15 protein-coding genes are annotated in these 19,031 nt (G+C 65.5%); all 15 read right to left on the reverse strand.

From position 1 onward, the window contains the following. Positions 1-122 precede the first annotated feature (122 nt). The 15 genes from PQU96_RS08865 to PQU96_RS08935 all read right to left on the reverse strand — a co-directional run bounded on the left by PQU96_RS08865 (position 123) and on the right by PQU96_RS08935 (position 18,798). Entirely contained in the window at positions 123-1,355 is a 1,233-nt protein-coding gene (locus tag PQU96_RS08865; RefSeq protein WP_272771951.1) for a GGDEF domain-containing protein, read from the reverse strand. 12 nt (positions 1,356-1,367) lie between these two features. Next, positions 1,368-2,456 carry an ABC transporter substrate-binding protein gene (locus tag PQU96_RS08870; protein WP_272771952.1) on the reverse strand — a complete coding sequence of 363 codons (1,089 nt, stop codon included), beginning with the start codon at positions 2,454-2,456 and terminating at the stop codon, positions 1,368-1,370. Between the two features lie 173 nt (positions 2,457-2,629). Continuing rightward, entirely contained in the window at positions 2,630-3,538 is a 909-nt protein-coding gene (locus PQU96_RS08875; RefSeq protein WP_272771953.1) for a carbohydrate kinase family protein, read from the reverse strand. Between the two features lie 93 nt (positions 3,539-3,631). Further along, positions 3,632-4,588: a porin gene (locus PQU96_RS08880; protein ID WP_272771954.1), complete on the reverse strand. Its 957-nt coding sequence runs from the start codon at positions 4,586-4,588 to the stop codon at positions 3,632-3,634. A 226-nt stretch (positions 4,589-4,814) separates the two neighbouring features. Further along, positions 4,815-5,960 carry an ABC transporter ATP-binding protein gene (locus tag PQU96_RS08885; RefSeq protein ID WP_373316286.1) on the reverse strand — a complete coding sequence of 382 codons (1,146 nt, stop codon included), beginning with the start codon at positions 5,958-5,960 and terminating at the stop codon, positions 4,815-4,817. Beyond that, positions 5,960-7,588 (reverse strand): alpha-glucosidase family protein, encoded by a 1,629-nt coding sequence (locus PQU96_RS08890; RefSeq protein ID WP_272771956.1) that lies wholly within the window; start codon positions 7,586-7,588, stop codon positions 5,960-5,962. The genes PQU96_RS08885 and PQU96_RS08890 overlap by 1 nt, the downstream gene beginning before the upstream one ends. A gap of 6 nt (positions 7,589-7,594) precedes the next feature. Continuing rightward, entirely contained in the window at positions 7,595-8,425 is an 831-nt protein-coding gene (locus PQU96_RS08895; RefSeq protein ID WP_272771957.1) for a carbohydrate ABC transporter permease, read from the reverse strand. Position 8,426: 1 nt separating this feature from the next. Continuing rightward, positions 8,427-9,371, reverse strand: a complete 945-nt coding sequence (locus PQU96_RS08900) for a carbohydrate ABC transporter permease (protein WP_272771958.1) — start codon at positions 9,369-9,371, stop codon at positions 8,427-8,429. A 74-nt stretch (positions 9,372-9,445) separates the two neighbouring features. Continuing rightward, positions 9,446-10,714, reverse strand: a complete 1,269-nt coding sequence (locus tag PQU96_RS08905) for an ABC transporter substrate-binding protein (protein WP_272771960.1) — start codon at positions 10,712-10,714, stop codon at positions 9,446-9,448. 172 nt (positions 10,715-10,886) lie between these two features. Then, positions 10,887-13,481 carry an ATP-binding protein gene (locus tag PQU96_RS08910; protein WP_272771961.1) on the reverse strand — a complete coding sequence of 865 codons (2,595 nt, stop codon included), beginning with the start codon at positions 13,479-13,481 and terminating at the stop codon, positions 10,887-10,889. Between the two features lie 8 nt (positions 13,482-13,489). Next, a complete protein-coding gene (locus tag PQU96_RS08915) occupies positions 13,490-14,218 on the reverse strand; it encodes a response regulator (protein WP_272771962.1) in 729 nt (242 codons plus the stop codon). A gap of 134 nt (positions 14,219-14,352) precedes the next feature. After that, the gene (locus tag PQU96_RS08920; RefSeq protein ID WP_272771963.1) at positions 14,353-15,180 is read right to left on the reverse strand and encodes an ABC transporter permease; all 828 of its coding nucleotides are present in this window, start codon (positions 15,178-15,180) and stop codon (positions 14,353-14,355) included. Positions 15,181-15,183: 3 nt separating this feature from the next. Then, on the reverse strand, positions 15,184-16,446 hold the full coding sequence (locus PQU96_RS08925) for an ABC transporter permease (RefSeq protein ID WP_272771964.1): 1,263 nt from the start codon (positions 16,444-16,446) through the stop codon (positions 15,184-15,186). A 120-nt stretch (positions 16,447-16,566) separates the two neighbouring features. Further along, positions 16,567-17,607 (reverse strand): ABC transporter substrate-binding protein, encoded by a 1,041-nt coding sequence (locus PQU96_RS08930; protein ID WP_272771965.1) that lies wholly within the window; start codon positions 17,605-17,607, stop codon positions 16,567-16,569. A gap of 75 nt (positions 17,608-17,682) precedes the next feature. Continuing rightward, a complete protein-coding gene (locus PQU96_RS08935; RefSeq protein ID WP_272771966.1) occupies positions 17,683-18,798 on the reverse strand; it encodes an ABC transporter ATP-binding protein in 1,116 nt (371 codons plus the stop codon). Positions 18,799-19,031 lie beyond the last annotated feature (233 nt).

Raw genomic sequence — 19,031 nt, forward strand, 5'->3', positions numbered from 1 at the left:
CCCCCATAGGGTATGAAGCAAGTTGCCGACGGCGGTGATGCTGCGCGCAAAACATTGCGGCCAACCTTGAAGCAAGGTTGGCCGCAATGCGACGACAGACGCGGACATGCCGCCGCGGACGATCAGCCCATCACCCGGTTACGCCCGCCCTGCTTCGCCAGGTACAGCTGGGTGTCGGCGCGGTTGAGCAGGCTCTCCACGTCCTCGCCGCTCTGGAACGCGGCCACCCCCAGGCTGGCGGTGATCTGCACCGTGCGCCCGTCGGCGAGAATCACCGAGGTGCTGATCGCCGCGCGCAGTCGCTCCGCGGTCACCAGCGCCGCGGCAAGGTCGGTCTCCGGCAGCACGATGACGAACTCCTCGCCGCCGAAGCGCACCACCCAGTCGATGTCCTGCCGCAGCTGGCTGCTGATGCGCTGCGCGATGGCGCGCAGCACCTCGTCGCCGGCGAGATGGCCGAAGCGGTCGTTGACCGGCTTGAAGTGGTCGGCGTCGCAGAACACCACCGCCAGCGGCCGCCGGTAGCGCTGCGCGCGCTCCAGCTCCGACGGCAGGCGCTCGCTGAGCAGCGCGCGGTTGTAGCAGCCGGTCAGCCCGTCGCGGATCGACAGCTCGCGGATGTCGCTGAGCGCGGCGTCCAGCTGCCGGGTGCGCTCCTCCACCTGCTGGTCCAGGGTGTCGATGTGGCGGCTGATCGCCGCCTGCAGCGTGGCGAAGCCGTGCGCCACCAGGTCGATCTCGTCGTGATGCGGCCGCGCCGGGCGCGACAGCTGCAGCGGCGCGGTCAGCGACGACGGCGCCAGCCGGCTGGCGAAATCGGCCATGCCGCGCAGCGGGCGCTCCACCTCGCGGCGCAGCACGTAGGCGACCAGGCTGCAGATCAGCAGCGTCAGCAGCAGGTAGCCGATGAAGACGGCGAGCAGCGCCTGCGTCAGCGCCTGGTACAGCAGCGCCGGCTGCACCGCGATCAGCAGCGTGCCCAGCGGCTCGCCACGGTTGTTCGGCGGCGGGATCTCGAAACGGCGCAAGGGTTGCGCCCGCAACAGCGCGGCGTCGCCGGCTTCGAACACCTGGCCGGTGGCGACATTCAGCCGCGCGTAGCCGATCTCCGGCTTGGCGACGATGGTTTCCACCTGACGGCGCACCGCCTCGGTCTCGATGTCCCAGATCCCCACCGACAGCATCGGCAGGTTGCTGCTGACGATGTCCTGCAGCGTGGCCTCGAAGCGCTGCTGCACCTGGCGGTAGGTCAGCACGCCCTGCACCACGCTGAGCAGCAGCGCGCAGGCGGTCGCCAGCAGCACGATGCGGCGGATCAGCACATGGGCGAGCGGTCGGTAGTTGGCGGTTTTCATGCTGGTTTTTACTTACAGCAACTGGCGGAAATCGAAGTTGTAACGGCGCAAGCGCGGGTTGTGCTGCTTGCTGTAACGGCGGAAATCGACACGGCTGAAATCCAGCTTGCCGTAGTGCTGCATGAAGCGCGCCGCGCTGCGGTCGTCGAACAGGGTGAACATCGGCCGCACCAGCTCCAGTCCTTCGTCGGCAAAGTCGTGCCCATGATGGAAATCATAGAGCACCACCAGCGACCAGGCACCGGCAATGAAGTGGCCGCCGGCCAGCGCGCTGAGGCTGTCGTCGCGCAGTGCCGCCATCGCCTGCGCCGAGGTATTGATGCCGCTGAAGAAGGCATCCTTGCCCGGCGTGCCGCCACGACGGCGCCAGGCGTCCATCGCGCCAAAGGCCATCAGGTCGTTGCCGGCCCACAGCAGTCGCGCCTGCGGATAGCGCCGGAACAGCCAATCGCCCTGCTCCTGCGCCCGTTGCTGGCTCCAGCCGGCGTGGACCTCCTGCAGCAGCACCACGTCGCCGGCTTCGCTCACCGCGCGGCGCAGGCCTTCGCTGCGCCGCAGCGAGCTGGGCGTGGAACGGTCACCGCCGATGGCCAGCAGCGGCAGCTTGCCATTGATACGCGGCAGGCCGGCACGGCGCCCGCGCTCGATCAGCGCGCGCGCGGTGAGATAGCCGGCGTCCTCGGCGCGCGGCTCCAGCGAGCCGAGCCAGTGGCGGAAGTTCATGCGCGGCAGGCCGATCGCCGGCTGGCCCGGCTGGTCGTCGCGGCCACTGAAGGCCATGAAACTGCAGATGCCGGCGGCCTCGAACAGGCGCAATAGCTCCGGCGCGGTGCCGTAGTCGTTGCTGAACACCACGTAATCCGGCCGCTGCGCCGCCGGCTGCGCGATGATCTGCTGCGCCAGCGCCAGCACGCGCGGATGCTCGCGCTCGGCATACAACACCTGCAACCGGATGCCGAGATCGTCGGCCGCCGCCTGCATCGCCCGCGTCGCGGTCAGCCAGAACACCTCGTCGTGCTTGCCCGGATTGATGAAGGTCACCGACAGCGCCATCGCGGGCAGGCTGAAGCAACACAGTAGCAGGGCAAGCATTCGGCGCATGGGGCGGACCTGTGGCGGGACGATGGCGATTGCATTGCCGCCCCGCGACGGCGCGAAGGCGTTAATGCCGGCAAACCATCGATTATCGCGCGCGCGACGGCCAGCGCCAACCCTGCTGCAGGAAGGGTTGCCGCCGGCATCGCCCCCGCCTGCGGCCAACCTTGCGCGCTGCGTCAGTCTAGCAAGGCCGTCACCTCCGCCAACGCGGGCACATTGGCGCCGGCGAGGCGGCAGGCGGCGCTGCCGCTGGCCACCGCCTGCTGCAGGTGCTGTTGCGCCGTCGCCTGCGGCCGGGTGATCAGGCTGTACAGCAGTCCGGCCATGCTGGCATCACCGGCGCCCACGGTATCGACCACCCGCAGCGAGGGCGGCACGCAACGGGCCAGGCAGACGCCGCCCTGCCACAGCTCGGCCCCTGCCGCGCCCCGGGTCAGCATAATCAGCGCCTGCGGCTGCCACTCTTGCAGCGTGGCCAGCGCCGCCGTCACGTCGTGGTGACGGAACAGCCCGTGCAGATCCTCATCCGATACCTTGATCACGTCGGCCAGTCCGGTCATGCCCCGCAACATCGGGTCGTAGCGCTCGTCCATCAGCACCCGGAAATTCGGGTCGTAGCACAGGCGCACGCCCTGCCGTTTCAGCGCTTGCGCCACCTGCAGCAGCCGCCCGGCCAGCGGCGGCCGCGCCAGGCTGATACCGCCGAACAGCGCCCACTGCGCGTGTTGCGGCCAACCTTGCGGCAGCAAAGTCGGATCGAAGTACAAGTCGGCGCTGTCGTCGCCGACAAAAAAGTAGCGCGGCGGCTGCGTGCCGTACACCATCGCCAGCAGCGGCGACTGGTCGTACTGCTGCAAGAAGCGCAGGTCCAGGCCGGCGTCGCGGCTGGCCGCGAGGAGGCGCTCGCCAAAGCAGTCGCGGCTGACCGCACCGGCAAAGGCACTGCCCACGCCCCACTGCGCCATGATGCGCGCCACATTCCACGGCGCCCCGCCGCAGCGCTCCAGCCAGCGGCCAGCGCCATCGTCGATCAGGTCGGTCAGCGCCTCGCCCAGCGCGACCAGTTGCGGCCATTCCGTCTTCATCGTGTTGTCCTTCCTGGCCGGACAGGATGCCGGCCGTTGCCAAATGAAAAACGCCTGCCACCAACGGCAGGCGCGGTTGCCGCACGGCGTCGCTCAGAAGCCGATGTGCACGCCGGCGATCAGGTCGCGATTGCGCGGGCCGCCGTCCAGCTTGTCCGATCTCGCCTCCACGAACAGGCTGGTCTGGAAGCGGCTGTTCCTGGCGGACAGATCGTAGTCCACCCCCAGCAAGGCCGTACGCTGCCGGCTGCCGGCCACAAAGCCCGCGTCGCTGGCGGTCAGGTAACCGGCACGCAGCCCCAGCCGCGCCGGCTTGTATTCCGCATAGGTCGCGCTAGCCAGCTGGCGCTGCCCCGATTCGTTGCGGGCGCGGTCCAGCTCCAGCGACAGCGTGAGGCCCGGCGTGGGCAGTACCTTGAAGGCCAGCAGGGTGTCCTGCTTGCTGCGGCCATCGACGCTGCTCTGCCCGGCCTGCGACAGGCGCATGCCGAAGCGGCCCTTTTCGTAGGTGCCGCTGACCGCCCAGGCGTCGGTGGCACGGGTGCTGTCGGTCTTGTCCTTGCCCGGGGCGTAGCTCAGCGACAGCGCCAGGCCGTCCAGCAACGGCGCCTCATACTTGAATGCGCCACGGTTGTCGCCACCGCCGGACGGAATGCCGGCATTGGCCGGGCTGATGTCGTACTTGTAGAAATTGGCCTTGAAATAGCCGTCGCCATAGGCATTGATGCCGCGGCCCAGCTTGACGGTACCGAAATCGCCGCGCAGGCCGACAAAGGTATCGCCATTGGCGAAATGGTCACTGCCCTTGCTGTTGTCGAGCTTGACGTCGGTATTGACCTGCAGCAAGGCGGTCAGGCCATTGCCGATATCGGCCTGGCCGACGACATTCAGTTCGGAGCCGGCATCCTGGAATTCGCGTTTCGATACGCCGTTTTCCCTGAAGGCGTGAAAACCGATTTCCGCCTTGCCGGTCAGTTTAATAAAATCCTCCGCCATCGCTGCGGAAGAAAAGGCGCCCATAATCGCCACGGCGATAAAAGTATTTTTCATGCTGTCTCTCCAGTGTTTTTATTTGCCAATAAAACCGGCTGAGAGACATTAAAATCAACAAAAACCATGTAGACAATTCACTACACCGAAAAAACATTTGCCGATAAAAATCAATTGGTTAAACGCAACAAAATTTAAATAACAAAATTAACACCGGATTAATATTTGAAATAAACCCGGCAAAACAAAAGGCGCAGCGCGCCTTTTGCCTTTTTCATGTCATTAATCACGCCGCCGCGCTAACCGCCCGCATTGCCGCCGGCGGTAATGCGGCCAACCTTGGCAGCGCCTCGCCGTCGGCGACAAAGGCGTGCAGTTGTCCGGCGGGCAGCGCGAAGCGCAGCGTGTCGCCGATCGCCAGCGCCGACTGCATCACCTTCACCACCAGCGGCGCCTTGGACAGCGCGCAGTCGAGATAGGCGTAGCTGTGTTCGCCCAGGTGCTCCAGGTGGGTGACGCGGCCCTGATGCGGGCCTTCGCCGCACAGCACGTGCTCCGGGCGCACACCCAGCGTCAGCGTGCTGCCGGGGGCACAGGTACGGCCGTTCACCGCCGCGTCCAGGACCTGGCCACCGGCGCGGCACTGCACGCCGTCGCCGCTGGCGGCCAGCACCTCGGCATCGAAGAAGTTCATCCCCGGGGAGCCGATGAAGCTGGCGACAAAACGGCTGCGCGGGTGGTGATACAGCTCCAGCGGATGGCCGACCTGGGCGATGCTGGGCACGCCCTCCTGCCCGGCCAGCGGCTTGAGCAGCACGATCTTGTCGGCCAGCGTCATCGCCTCGGTCTGGTCGTGGGTGACGTAGATCATGCTGGCGCGGCCCAGCTCGCGGTGCAGGCGGGCGATTTCCACGCGCGTCTTGACCCGCAGCGAGGCGTCGAGGTTGGACAGCGGCTCGTCGAACAGGAACACCTTGGGCTGGCGCACGATGGCGCGGCCGATGGCCACCCGCTGGCGCTGGCCGCCGGACAGTGCGCCGGGCTTGCGCGTGAGCAGCGGTGTGAGGTGCAGCGACTCGGCGGCGACACGCACGCGACGTTCGATTTCGACCTCGCCCAGCTTCAGGTGACGCAGGCCGAAGGCCATGTTGTCGTACACCGTCATGTGCGGGTACAGCGCGTAGCTCTGGAACACCATGGCCACGTCGCGCCGGGCCGGCGGCAAGTCGTTGACGCGCACGCCGTCGATGTGGATGTTGCCGGCGCTGACGTCTTCCAGCCCGGCGATCAGGCGCAACAGGGTGGACTTGCCGCAGCCGGAGGGGCCGATGAAGACGCAGAACTCGCCGGCCTCCACGGTCAGCTGGATGTCGGCCAGGATAGGCGTATCGCCGAAGCGTTTCTGGACATTATCGAGACGGATCTGGCACATCATGCATCTCCTGCAGAAAGACGGAGGAAGGCGGCGGACAGCGGCGGCAGGGCCAGCTCGCTGCCCGAGAGGGTGGCGTCAAAGCCGCTGCCATCGAGCAGCTGGCCGGCGTCCGCCACTGGCTGCGTGGCGGGGCGGTCGGACAGGTTGAAGGCGCACAGCACGCGCTCGCCGTCGTGCTCGCGCACGAAGGCCAGCACCTGCTCGTGCGGCGCCCGCAGCGTCATGTTGCCAAGGCGCAGCGCCGGATAGGCGCGACGCCATTCGATCAGCTGGCGGTAGAACGCCAGCGTCGAGCCGGCATCCGCCTGCTGCCGGGCCACCGCGTATTCGAGGTGTTCCAGCGACACCGGCAACCACGGTGTGCCATCGCTGAAACCGCCGTTGGCGCTGCCATCCCACACCATCGGGGTGCGGCAGCCGTCGCGCCCCTTGTACTCCGGCCACATGGTCTTGCCGTACGGGTCTTGCAGCAGCTCGAACGGCACCTCGGCCTCGGCCAGCGCCAGTTCCTCGCCCTGGTACAGGCACACCGCGCCGGGCAGGGACAGCAGGAAGGTCAGCAGCAGCCGGGCACGGGCCTCGGGGCTGCCGCCCAGCGCCTGCCAGCGGCTGACGATGCGCGGCACGTCGTGGTTGCCGAGCGACCAGCAGGCGTAGGCGTCACCCGCTTCACGCAGGTAGTCGGCCAGCACGCCGTGCAGGTAAGGCGCGGAGCAGAGCTCGGTGAGCAGCGTGAACACGTAGGCCATGTGCAGGTGCTCGTCGCCGCGGGTGTAGGCGGCCAGCGTCGGGTATTGCAGGTCGTCGCCGATCTCGCCGATGGTGACCGCGCCCGGGTACTGGTCGATCACCTGGCGCAGCCGCGCCAGGAACAGCAGGTTCTCCGGCTGGGTCTTGTCGTACAGGTGGCGCTGGTGGGTGTAGGGGTTGCTGCGCGGCGCGCCCGGGCTGTCCATCTCGGCCGGACGCGGCGGGTTGCTGCGCAGTTGCGCGTCGTGGGTACCGAAGTTGATCGCGTCGAGGCGGAAGCCGTCCACGCCGCGATCGAGCCAGAAGCGCGCCACGTCGAGCAGTGCGTCCTGCACGTCGGGGTTGTGGAAGTTGAGGTCCGGCTGGCTGGCCAGGAAGTTGTGCAGGTAGTACTGCTCGCGCCGGGTATCCCACTGCCAGGACGAGCCGCCGAACACGCTCAGCCAGTTGTTGGGCGGCGTGCCGTCCGCTTGCGGGTCGGCCCATACGTACCAGTCGGCGCGCGCGTTGTCGCGGTTGGCGCGGCTCTCTGCAAACCACGGATGCTGGTCCGAGGTGTGGCTGAGCACCAGGTCGATCAGCACCTTGAGGCCCAGTTCGTGGGCACGCGCCACCAGTGCGTCGAAGTCGGCCAGGGTGCCGAACATCGGGTCGACGTCGCAGTAGTCCGACACGTCGTAGCCGAAGTCGGCCATCGGGCTCTTGAAGAATGGCGAGATCCAGATCGCCTCGGCGCCCAGTGACGCAATGTGCGGCAGGCGGCGGGTGATGCCCGGCAGATCGCCGATGCCGTCGTTATTGCTGTCCTGGAAGCTGCGCGGATAAACTTGGTAGATGACTGCGCCGCGCCACCAGTTCGGATTGTGCTGTTGCATGATGTCTTACCCCTTGACTGCGCCGGCGGTGAGGCCGGAGACGATTTGGCGCTGGCACAGCAGTACCAGCAGGATCAGTGGAACGGTCACGATCACCGAGGCGGCCATGATGGTGCCCCACGGCAGCTCGAAGCTGCTGCCGCCGGAGATCATCGAGATGGCAATCGGCACGGTGCGCTGCTCGGGCGAGATGGTGAAGGTGAGCGCGAACAGGAACTCGTTCCAGGCCCCGATGAAGGCCAGGAGCGAGGTTGCGGCCAACGCCGGCAGCAACAGCGGCATGAAGATGCGGAAGATGAGCGTGAACACGCCGGCCCCGTCCATCAGCGCCGCTTCTTCCAGCTCCTTGGGCAGCTCGCGCATGAAGGTGACCAGCACCCAGATGGTGAACGGCAGCGTGAAGATCAGGTCGGTCAGCACCAGCGCGCCGAGGTGGTCGTACAGGCCGAGCCCGCGCACCAGCTCGAACAGGCCGGACAGGATCGCCACCTGCGGAAACATCGATACGCCGAGGATGGTCATCATCAGCACGCCGCGACCGCGGAACGACACGCGCCCGAGCGCGTAGGCCGCCAGCACCGCGACACCGAGCGACAGCAGCACCGCCCCGCCCGACACCAGCACCGAGTTGAGCAGGTAGTCGCCGAACGGCTGGTCCTGGAACAGCTTGGCGTAGTTGCTGAACGACGGGTGCTCCGGCCACAGCGAGGTCGAGAACAGCTCGCTGCCGCGCTTGAGCGAGGAACTGATGGTGTAGAAGAACGGGAACAGGCTGATCACCATCACCAGCGCCACCGCCAGGTAATACAGCAGGGTCTCGACAGGATGCTTTTTCATCTCATACTCCTTGCATGCGACGGCGGGTAAAGGCCATGTAGGCGACGGTGAACAGCACGATGATCAGGAACAGCACGGTGGCCGACGCCGAACCGAAGCCGACCTGCTGGAAATCCACCAGCTGTTCGCGCACATACACCGACATGCTCTTGGTCAGGCGGCTGTTCGAGGTCATCACGTAGATCAGGTCGAACACGCGCAGCGCATCCAGCGCGCGGAACACCATGGCCACCAGTACCGCCGGCAGGATCAGCGGCAGCGTGATGTGGGTGAACACCCGCCAGCGCGGCACGCCATCGACACGCGCGGCCTCGTAGCAGTCGGTGGGCACCATCTGCAGTGCGGCCAACATCAGCAAGGCCATGAAGGGGGTGGTCTTCCACACGTCGACCAGGATGATGGTGAAAAAGCTCAGGTCCGGATCCGCGATGAAAGCCAGCGGGGTGTCGATCAGGCCGAGGCCTTGCAGCATCACGTTGATCACGCCGTACTGGTCGTTCAGCATCCAGCTCCACATCTTGGCCGAGACGATGGTCGGGATTGCCCACGGCACCAGCACAGCGGCGCGCAGCAGGGTGCGGGCGCGCGATGGCGTGTTGAGCAGCAGCGCCACGCTCAGCCCGAGCACGGTTTCGAGCGTGACCGAAATCACGGAGAACTGCAGCGTGTTGGCCACCGCGCTCCACCATTCGGCATCGCGCAGCACGCCGTTCTCGCCGATGTAGTTGTCGAGACCGACGAACTGCATTTGCGTCAGGTCGCCCAGCTGCGCATCGGTCAGGCTGAACCAGATGGTGCGCAGCAGCGGCCAGCCGGCGATCGCCAGCAGCACCAGCAGCGCCGGCGCCACCAGCAGCCAGGCCATGCGCTGGCGCGAGCGCTGCAGCGAGGACTGGACGGAGGGCGCACGCACCGGGGGCGCCGCGGTCAGGGTTTGACTTGTCATGGAAGACTCTCCAGAGTGTAAAAGGGCCCGCGCACCGCCAGGCAGCGGGGCGTTGTCGCGGGCGATAAGGAGAATTACTTGGCGGAGACGAAGCCTGCCGGCGCAAGCCGCTTGAGCGAGCGGTCCAGTTGCGCCAGTGCGTCAGACGACTTGGCGTTGCCGGACAGCACGTCGTGGGTGGCGTTCCAGAATTGGTTGCTCACCTGGTTGTACTTGCCGGTCGTCACCGTCGACGGGCGCGGCACGGCGCTGGAGAAGGTGGGATAGAGTTCGGCCATGAACGGGCTGGCCTTGATGATGTCCGGGTCCTTGTACAGCGCCGGAATGGTCGGGTTGAACGAGCCCTTGATGGCGCGGTACTTCTGCACTTGCGCGCCGGTCATGTACAGCAGCAGGTCGGCGGCCAGCTGGGGATTCTTCGAGTACTTCGACACGGCCAGCTGCCAGCCGCCCAGCGTGGCGGCATGACGGCCGCCGTTGCCGCCCTTGGGCAGCGGCATCACGCCGACCTTGCCCTTGACCGCACTGCCGTCCTGGTTCATCACCGACCAGGCGTACGGCCAGTTGCGCATGAACACCGCGTTGCCGGACTGGAACACGCCGCGCGCCTCTTCTTCGGCAAAATTCAGCACCGCCTTGGGCGAGATGGTCCCCACCCACTTGGCCGCCGTATCCAGCGCCTTGCCGGCATACGGGTTGTTGACGCTGACCTTGCCTTGGGCATCGACGACGGTGCCGCCATTGAAGCTCGCCAGCCATTCGAGTGCGTTGCAGGTCAGGCCTTCATAGGCACGCCCTTGCCATACAAAGCCCCACATCTTGTCGTTGCCGGCGGCGCGCTCCGCATCCTGGATCTTCCTGGCCGTTGCCGCCATCTCGTCCCAGGTGCTGGGCGCCGGGAGGCGGTATTTACCGAGCAGGTCCTTGCGGTAGTACATCATGCCAGTGTCGATGTACCAGGGCATGGCGACCAGTTTGCCCGCCACGGTGTTGTTGGTGATGATGCTGCCAAAGTGCTGCGCCTCCGCCCCCTTGCTGTAGGGCTTCAGATCCAGCAGCTGGTTGGCCAGGATGCCGGGCCAGACCACGTCGATCTGCATCACGTCGATCTTGTCCGAGCCACTGCCGAGCAGTTGCTGCAGCAGCGCCAGTTGCTCGTTCGAGTCGTTCGGCGTCGCCACGAACTTCACTTCATGGCCGGTCTTTTTCGCCCACTCCTTGGCCGAATCGATGCACACATTCTGGCCAGGCCCCGGTGCGCCACATGCCATGCGCAGGGTGGCGGCTTCGGCAGTGCCGGCCAGCGCCAGCAAGGCGGCGGTGCTCATCAACGCGATCTTCATGACAGGTCTCTCCTCTATGTTGTGATGGCTAGCGCGTCGTGCAGCGCAGTGCGGCACGCACGACTCGCTATGCCCTGTCCCTATCTAACCGCGCGGGCGTTAATGGCAAATTTCAGAATGCGGAGCATGGCGTTAACAATTGCAACAGAGCGGTTGCGGCCAACCTTTGGGGTCAGGAAACGTCCGTGGCCAGCAAGCTTGCCAGGGTCGGCAGGGTGTAGGGCTTGGCCAGGAAACGCACGCCGGCCGGCCAGTCGCTGCGCCGGGCGTGGTATTCCGGCGGCAGGCCGGAGGTCAGCACCATCACCAGTCCGGGGCGCTCCTGCTGCAGGCGGCGGTAGAGATGCACGCCATCACCGCCCTCGCCCAGCATCACGTCGGACAGCACCAGATCGGCCTCGCCGCCGGAGGCAAGCCAGGCCAGTGCCGCCGCCTCGCCTCCTACCGCGTGCACCGTGGCCCCCAACTGTTGCAGCAACGCCACGGCGGTATCGCGCACGTCGGGATCGTCGTCCACCAGCAGCACGCGGCGCGGTGGCAGTACGGTGGGCAGCGGGCCAGGGCCGCGCTCCAGGGCGCAATGCGGCGCCGCCGGCGGCAGCCACAGCCGGATCGTGGTGCCCCGCCCCGGTGTGCTGTCGATGCCGACATCGCCGCCGCTCTGGCGCAGGAAGCCGTACACGATGGACAGCCCGAGCCCGCTGCCCTTGCCCTGCTCCTTGGTGGTGAAGAACGGCTCCAGTACGTGCGGCAACACCTCGGGCGGGATGCCGCTCCCGGTATCGCGCACCTCCAGGCACAGCGCCGGGGCGGCGAGCGGGTTGGCGCCCTCTTCCCGTCGTGCCACAAGGTCGAGGTGGCCGCCGTCCGGCATCGCCTGCGCCGCGTTGAGCGCCAGGTTAAGCACGGCATTCTCCAGCTGGCCGCGGTCGATGCAGACGTGCAAGCCCGGCTCGGCCTGCACGGTGACGACGATACCGTCGCCGACGCTGTATTCGATCAGGTCGAGCATTTCCTGCAGCATGTCGTCGAGGTCGACGATCTCCGTCGTCAGCGGCTGGCGCCGGGCAAAGGCCAACAGCCGGCGCGTCAGCGCCGCCGCCTTGTTGGCCGCGCCATGGGCACGCTCCAGACGGCGGCGCGCATCGTCGGGCAGGTCGGTACGCTGTTCGAGCAGTTCGAGGTTGCCAAGGATCGCCACCAGGAAGTTGTTGAAGTCGTGCGCCACGCCGCCGGTGAGCTGGCCCAGCACCTCCATCTTCTGCATCTGCTGCAGCTGCGCCTCGGCGGCGCGGCGCGCCGAGACATCGCGGCACACCGCCACCCAGCCGCCCTCCGGCATGGCACGGCTGCAGAATTCCAGCACCCGGCCACCGGGCAGGTGCAGCTCGGCGGCACTGGCGATGCGCTCGCGGCCGTCGGCGGTATGCGCCGCCGTATCCGTCGCCACCGCCTGCCAGCGCGTGCCGGCCGGCATCGCGGTACGCAGCGCGGTGTAGGGCAACCCGGTGCTGAGGCGCGCCGGATCGATGCCGAGCAGCGCCGGAAACTGCGGGTTCCACACCATCAGCGCCCCGTCGGCGTCGTAGACCGACAGGCCGTCGTTCATGTTAGCGAACACCGTCTGCAGCAGGCGGCGCTGCGTTTCCAGCCCCTGTGTCAGGCGCTGCTTTTCAAGCAGGTTGTCGCGGAACACCTGGAACGCCCGCGCCAGCTCGCCGATCTCGTCCGCCCGCTCGGTGGCGGGAGTGGCCTGTGCCGTATCGCCGGCGGCGAGCCGGCCCATCACGCGCGAGATCGACTGCATCTGCTGCGCCACGCGCCGCACGTAGCCGGCCGCCAGCAGCGCCACCAGCACGCCGACCGCGGCCAACACGGTCAGCCCGCTGATGCCGGAGCGGATGCTGCCCTGCACGCTGCGGCTGCGCTGGTCGGCCAGGGTGCGCAGTTCCTGCACGTAGGCGGCGGTGCGCAGGCTGAGGTTTTCGGCGTTGCTGCGGTAGAGCTGCAACAGCAGCGCGATGCGGCCCTCGGTATGAAGCACCTGACGGCGGCGCTCGAACAGATTTTGCGGCGCACTGCAGATCACTTCCAGCTCGATGCCGAGCCAGGACGGCAGCCGTTGCAGCTCTCCACGCCGCAGCATCGCCGCCAGCTGTGCCTCGGCATTGGCCTCCAGCATGCCCAGTGCCGCATTATCGCGTGCTAGCGGCACCGTCTGGAGCGTTTGCCACAAGGGCAGCAGCGTCGGGGCGCGCAGCGCGGGGCTGGCCGGGCCGCTTCCCAGCTGGTCAAGCAGGTAATCCAGGCGCAGGCGGTAGGAATCGAGTTGCTGCTGCTGCAGGCGCTTGTCGCCGGAGAGCAGCAGCAGCTGTTCCAGATCGCGTCCCGAGCCTTCCAGCATACTGTCGACTTCGAGCTTGCTCGCGGCCTGCGGCGGCAGCGTCAGCGACAGATGCTGGATGTCACCCATCAGCGCCTGCAGTCGCTGCACATCGGCGGGCAATGTGTCCGGGGCGTAGCTGTCGGCCAGGGTGGGCGCGATGGCGGCGAGCTGCGACACCTTTTCCGCCAGCTCCAGCACCCGCGCCAGCTCCGGCATCACCTCCTCGCGAAAGCCGGTCAGGGTTTCGAGCGTGGTGCGCATGCCGCCGACGCCGACCAGCGCAATGGCCAGCATCAGCACGAACATCACCCCGAACGCCGCCTGCAGCCGGGTGCGGATCGGCTGCGACCAGGCGGAATACGGACGCGAGGGCATGGACATGGCGGGCCTCAGCTACGGCTGACGGCTGCCCTGAACAGGTAACCGGCACCGCGTTCGGTACAGATCAGCTGCGGACAGCGCGGATTGGGTTCGATCTTGCGCCGCAGGCGCAGGATCAGCACATCGATGGTACGGTCGAACACCTCGGTATCCAGACCGCGGGTGTGCTCCAGCAACTGTTCGCGGCTCCAGATACGGCCGGGGTGCTGCACCAGCGTCGCCAGCAGCTGGAACTCGCCCTGCGTCAGCGCACAGTCCTGCCCGTCCGGCTGCTGCAGGGTCCGCGCGGTCAGGTCCAGCGTCCAGCCGGCAAAGTGGTAGCACTCGTGCGCCTCGTCCTGCCTGGGCAGGGCCGGGCGCGACAGCTCGGTGGTGCGGCGCAGTGCGGCGCGGATGCGGGCCAGGAACTCGCGGCCGGAGAACGGCTTGGTCAGATAGTCGTCTGCCGCCATTTCCAGCCCGACCACGCGGTCGGTTTCGTCGCCCTTGCCGCTCATCATGATGATGGGAATGGCCGACTTCTGCCGCCACTCGCGCGCCAGTTGCAGGCCGTCCTCGCCACGCAGCCGCAAATCCAGCACCAAGAGCGCATACGTCCGCTCGGCCAGCGCCGCGCGCATGGCCTTACCGTCGGCCACGCCGTCCACGACAAAGCCCGCATCCTGCAACAGGCTTTGCAACCAGTCGCGCACATCCGCCTCGTCATCCACCACCAGAATCCGGTGCACCGCTTCCATTGTCTGTCTCCCTGTTTTTTCGACCTTCTTATCAGATAAATCCGGCTTGCGTGTTTCAATTATTACAAAAGGCCGCACGCAAACAAAAACGCCCGTACCGGCAGGTACGGGCGTGAAGGCCATGAACAGGTGACTCAGTGTTCGACCGCGGTACGCATCTTCTCGGCGCGGCCGCGCAGCCATTCCAGTGTCAGCAGCAGCGCGATGGAGAACAGGATCAGCACCGTGGCCGCGGCGGCGATCGCCGGGCTGATGTTTTCCTTGATACCGCCGAACATCTGCCGTGGCAGCGTCGACTGCTCCGGACCGGCCAGGAACAGCGTCACCACCACTTCGTCGAACGAGGTGGCGAAGGCGAACAGGCCGCCGGAGATCACGCCCGGCGCGATCAGCGGGAACACCACGCGACGGTAGGTGGTCAGCGGGTTGGCGCCGAGGTTGGCGCTGGCCTTGATCAGGTTGACGTTGAAGTTGCCCAGCGTCGCAGACACGGTGATCACCACGAACGGCACGCCCAGCGCGGCGTGTACCAGGATCAGGCCGAGGTAGCTGTTGGTCAGCCCCAGCGGCGCGAAGAACAGGTAGGAGCCGACACCGACGATCACCACCGGCACCACCATCGGCGAGATCAGGATGCTCATCAGCAGCGCCTTGCCGGGGAAGTTGCTGGAGGTCAGACCGACCGCGGCCAGCGAACCGAGCACCATCGCCAGCAGCGTCGCCGCCGGCGCCACGATGAAGCTGTTCTTCAGCGAATTCAGCCACACCTCGTTGCCGAAGAATTCCTGATACCAGCGCAGCGAGAAATGCTCGATCGGGTACAGCAGGAAGGTGTTGTCCGAGAACGACAGCGGAACGATCACCAGCAGCGGCGACACCAGGAAGATCAGGACCGACACGCACAGGGCGCGGAACGTCCAGAACCAGATGCGCTCGATCGGGGAAGCGTAGTTTGGCAGCATGATTTACCCCAGACTCAGTTTGTTAGCACCCACCAGCTTGCTGTACACCGCGTACAGCGTCATGGTGGCAACCAGCAGCAGCGAACCCAGTGCTGCAGCCATGCCCCAGTTGATGGTGACGTTGGTGTAGAACGCGACGTAGTAGCTGACCATCTGCTCTTGCGGGCCGCCCAGCAGTGCCGGGGTGATGTAGTAGCCCATGCACATGATGAACACCAGCAAGGCACCGGCAGCCACACCAGCCACAGTCTGCGGGAAGTAGATCTTCCAGAACGCGGCGAACGGATGGTCGCCCAGCGAGATGGCGGCACGCATATAGGTCGGCGGAATGCTCTTCATCACGCTGTAGGCCGGCAGGATCACGAACGGCAGCAGGATGTGCACCATGGCGATGTAGACGCCGGTACGGTTGAACGCCAGCTGCAGCGGCTCGCCGATGATGCCCAGCCCCATCAGTGCGGAGTTGATCAGGCCTTCCTGTTGCAAGAGCACGATCCACGACGCCACGCGCACCAGTACCGAGGTCCAGAACGGCAGCAGCACCAGGATCATCAGCAGGTTGCTCTTGCGCGCCGGCAGGTTGGCCAGCCAGTAGGCCACCGGATACCCCAGCAGCACGCTGAACAGCGTGATCCACATGCTCATCCACAGCGTACGGCCGAAGATGCTGAGGAAGGCGCGCTCTTCTTCCGGTGCCAGCTCCGGTGTGCCGGCCTTGGTTTCACGCAGGTCCATCGCGCTGTACAGGTAGTACGGCGTCCACGACTTCGCGTTCTTGGCGATCACGTGCCAGTGGTCGGGATCACCCCAGCGCTCGTCGATAGCGATGAAATGATCACGGACCGATTCGCCGGGCGCGAGCTCCAGCGGCATCTTGCGCGCACTGCGCTGGATCAGCGAGCGGAAGCCGCTGATGTCCATGTTCAGGCGCTTGGAGATTTCGGGAACGGTTTTCTGTTCCTTGGCGACGGTCAGGTCGCGTGCCATCGCGGCAAACACCGTTTCCGATGGCAGGCCGCGGCGATCCCAGCCGGCAATGGCCGCCGAGGTCTGCGGCAGGTAGGTAATGACTTCCGGGTTGTCCACACTGCGCTTGAGCAGCATGGCAATCGGCACCAGGAAGGTCAGCAACAGGAACAGCGCCAGTGGCGCAACCAGCGCGATAGCCTTCAGCTGCTTGTTGCGACGTTCGCGGGCCAGCTTGACTTTCAGGGATTCGCCGTCGGCGGCAGTCAGTGGCGCATTCATGGTCATGGTCTCGGACATGGGCAAACACTTGATGAGTGCAGCCCGGTCGGAACCGGGCCGCATGGCAGCAGACAACGGCAACCCTCCCCCGCTGCGGCCAACGTTGGCCGCAACGGCGTCAGGCTGCCAGGACAGCGATTAGCGTGCAGCCCAAGCGTTGAAACGCTCTTCCAGCTCTTCGCCATTCTCGACCCAGAAGTTCACGTCCAGAGGCAGGGCGTTCTTCAGGTTGGCCGGCCAGGTCGGCAGGTTGGATGCCGACTTCGGATCCACCTTCTGGATCGCCTTCATGTTGGTCGGACCGTAGGCGATCTTGCTGGAGTAGATGGCCTGGTATTGCGGCTGGCTGGCGTGCTTGATGAAGTCCATCGCCTCTTTGGCCTTTGGCGAACCCTTCGGAATCGCCCACGAATCGACGTCGTAGACGCTGCCGGCCCATACCACTTTCAGGTTCTTGCCTTCCTTCTGCGCGGTATCGATACGGCCGTTGTAGGCCGAGCTCATCACCACGTCACCGGAGGCCAGGAACTGTGGCGGCTGCGCGCCGGCTTCCCACCACTGGATGTTCGGCTTCAGCTGGTCCAGTTTCTTGAAGGCGCGGTCCACACCGGCCTTGGTCGACAGTACCTTGTACACATCGGCCGGCTTCACGCCGTCAGCCTGGATCGCGAATTCCAGGGTGTACTTGGCGCCCTTGCGCAGGCCGCGCTTGCCCGGGAATTTCTTCACGTCCCAGAAATCGGCCCAGCTCTTCGGTGCCACTTTCAGCTTGTCGGCGTTGTAGGCCATCGCGGTGGACCATACGAACATGCCGACACCGCACTCGGTGACCGCCGGTTTCACGAAGTCGGCCTTGTTGCCCACTTTCGCCCAGTTGATCTTCTCGAACATGCCCTCTTCACAGCCACGCAGCAGTTCCGGCGACTCGACTTCCACCAGATCCCAGCTGACTTTCTTGGTGTCGACCATGGCCTTGATCTTGGCCATTTCGCCGTTGTAGTCACCGGCGGTGATCTTGTGGCCGGTGGCCTTTTCGAAGGTCTGGTAGTAGGCCGCAACCTGGGCGTCCTTGTTGGCACCACCAAACGAAATCACGGTCAGGTCCTTGGCCATTGCCGGGGCGGCCAGCGCCATGGCAACCGACAACACAGCAACGCGTGGCAGGTATTTCTTGTTCATTGGTCATTCTCCTCTGGGGTATTGCTCATTTGCATTACGTGGGGGGTTGGTACGCCTGTAGGCAGGCTTGTTTTTTTAGTGGCTGACGATGGCCGAATCCAGTGCGCGGATATCACGGGCCATCCAGCCGACATCGAGCATGTCGCCGGTTTTCCAGCTGCTGTCCAGCTCGCCGACCGGCACCTTGACCATGAAACCGCTCTGGCCGGCGACATCGAGGCGCAGGCGGACGTGGTCGCCGAAGTAGATGAACTCCGCCAGTTTGGCCTTGAGGCGGTTTTCGCAGGCCTCGGCCAGACGGTTCAGGCGCACGCGCTCCGGACGGATGGACATCGAGGTCGGCTCGCCGTTGCGGCCAACGCAGATCGCCGAGGCCTTGACCACTTCGCCGCTGGCCAGACGCACTGCACAGTGCTGGCCGGCAACGTCGACCACTTCGCCGTGCAGGGTGTTGTTCTCGCCGATGAAGTTGGCGACGAAGGAGTTGACCGGCGCCTCGTACAGCACGTTGGCCGCATCGATCTGCTGGATCACGCCGTCCTTGAACACCGCCACGCGGTCGGACATGGTCAGCGCCTCGCCCTGGTCGTGGGTCACGTACACCACGGTGATGCCGAGGTTCTCGTGGATGTGCTTGATTTCCAGCTGCATGTGTTCGCGCAGCTGCTTGTCCAGCGCGCCCAGCGGTTCGTCCATCAGCACCAGCTGCGGTTCGAACACCAGCGCCCGCGCCAGTGCCACACGCTGTTGCTGGCCACCGGACATCTGGCCCGGATAGCGGTGCGCCAGCGCATCAAGCTTGACCATGCCCAGCGCCTTTTTCACGCGCTCGGCGATCTCGCTCTTGTTCATCTTGCGCAGGGTCAGCGGGTAGGCAAGGTTTTCCGCCACGGTCATGTGCGGGAACAACGCGTAGTTCTGGAACACCATGCCGATGTTGCGCTTGTGCGGCGGCACGTTGTTCAGCAGCTGGCCGTCAAGGCGGATCTCGCCGTGGGTCGGTGTTTCGAAGCCGGCCAGCATCATCAGGCAGGTGGTCTTGCCGGAGCCGGAGGGCCCGAGCATGGTAAGGAATTCCCCGCGACGGATGTCGAGGTCGAGATGCTTGACGATCAGAGACTCACCATCGTAGCTCTTCTGCACGCCACGAAAGCTGACCAGCGCGTCACTGGCCGGTGTTGAGTTGCCCATCCAGTATTCTCCATTGCAGTTCCGCATTGCGGAATTATGTTTCAGTTTATCCAGATTAACCAGCATCGCTTGGACTGTAAAGCGCTTTTGTTCTGCATACCGGGGCGGTCAATCTGCGCTCAACTAGCGTCTATTAATTTAATCACACCGTTTAATAAAACAAGCAAAAATTATTTTACCCATCCGGCACCCTCATTCCTTTTTATAAGACATAGGAATGAACGGCACCTTGT

Origin of the sequence: Vogesella margarita, from assembly GCF_028548475.1 — a bacterium.
In the GTDB taxonomy this organism is placed as follows: Bacteria; Pseudomonadota; Gammaproteobacteria; order Burkholderiales; family Chromobacteriaceae; genus Vogesella; species Vogesella margarita.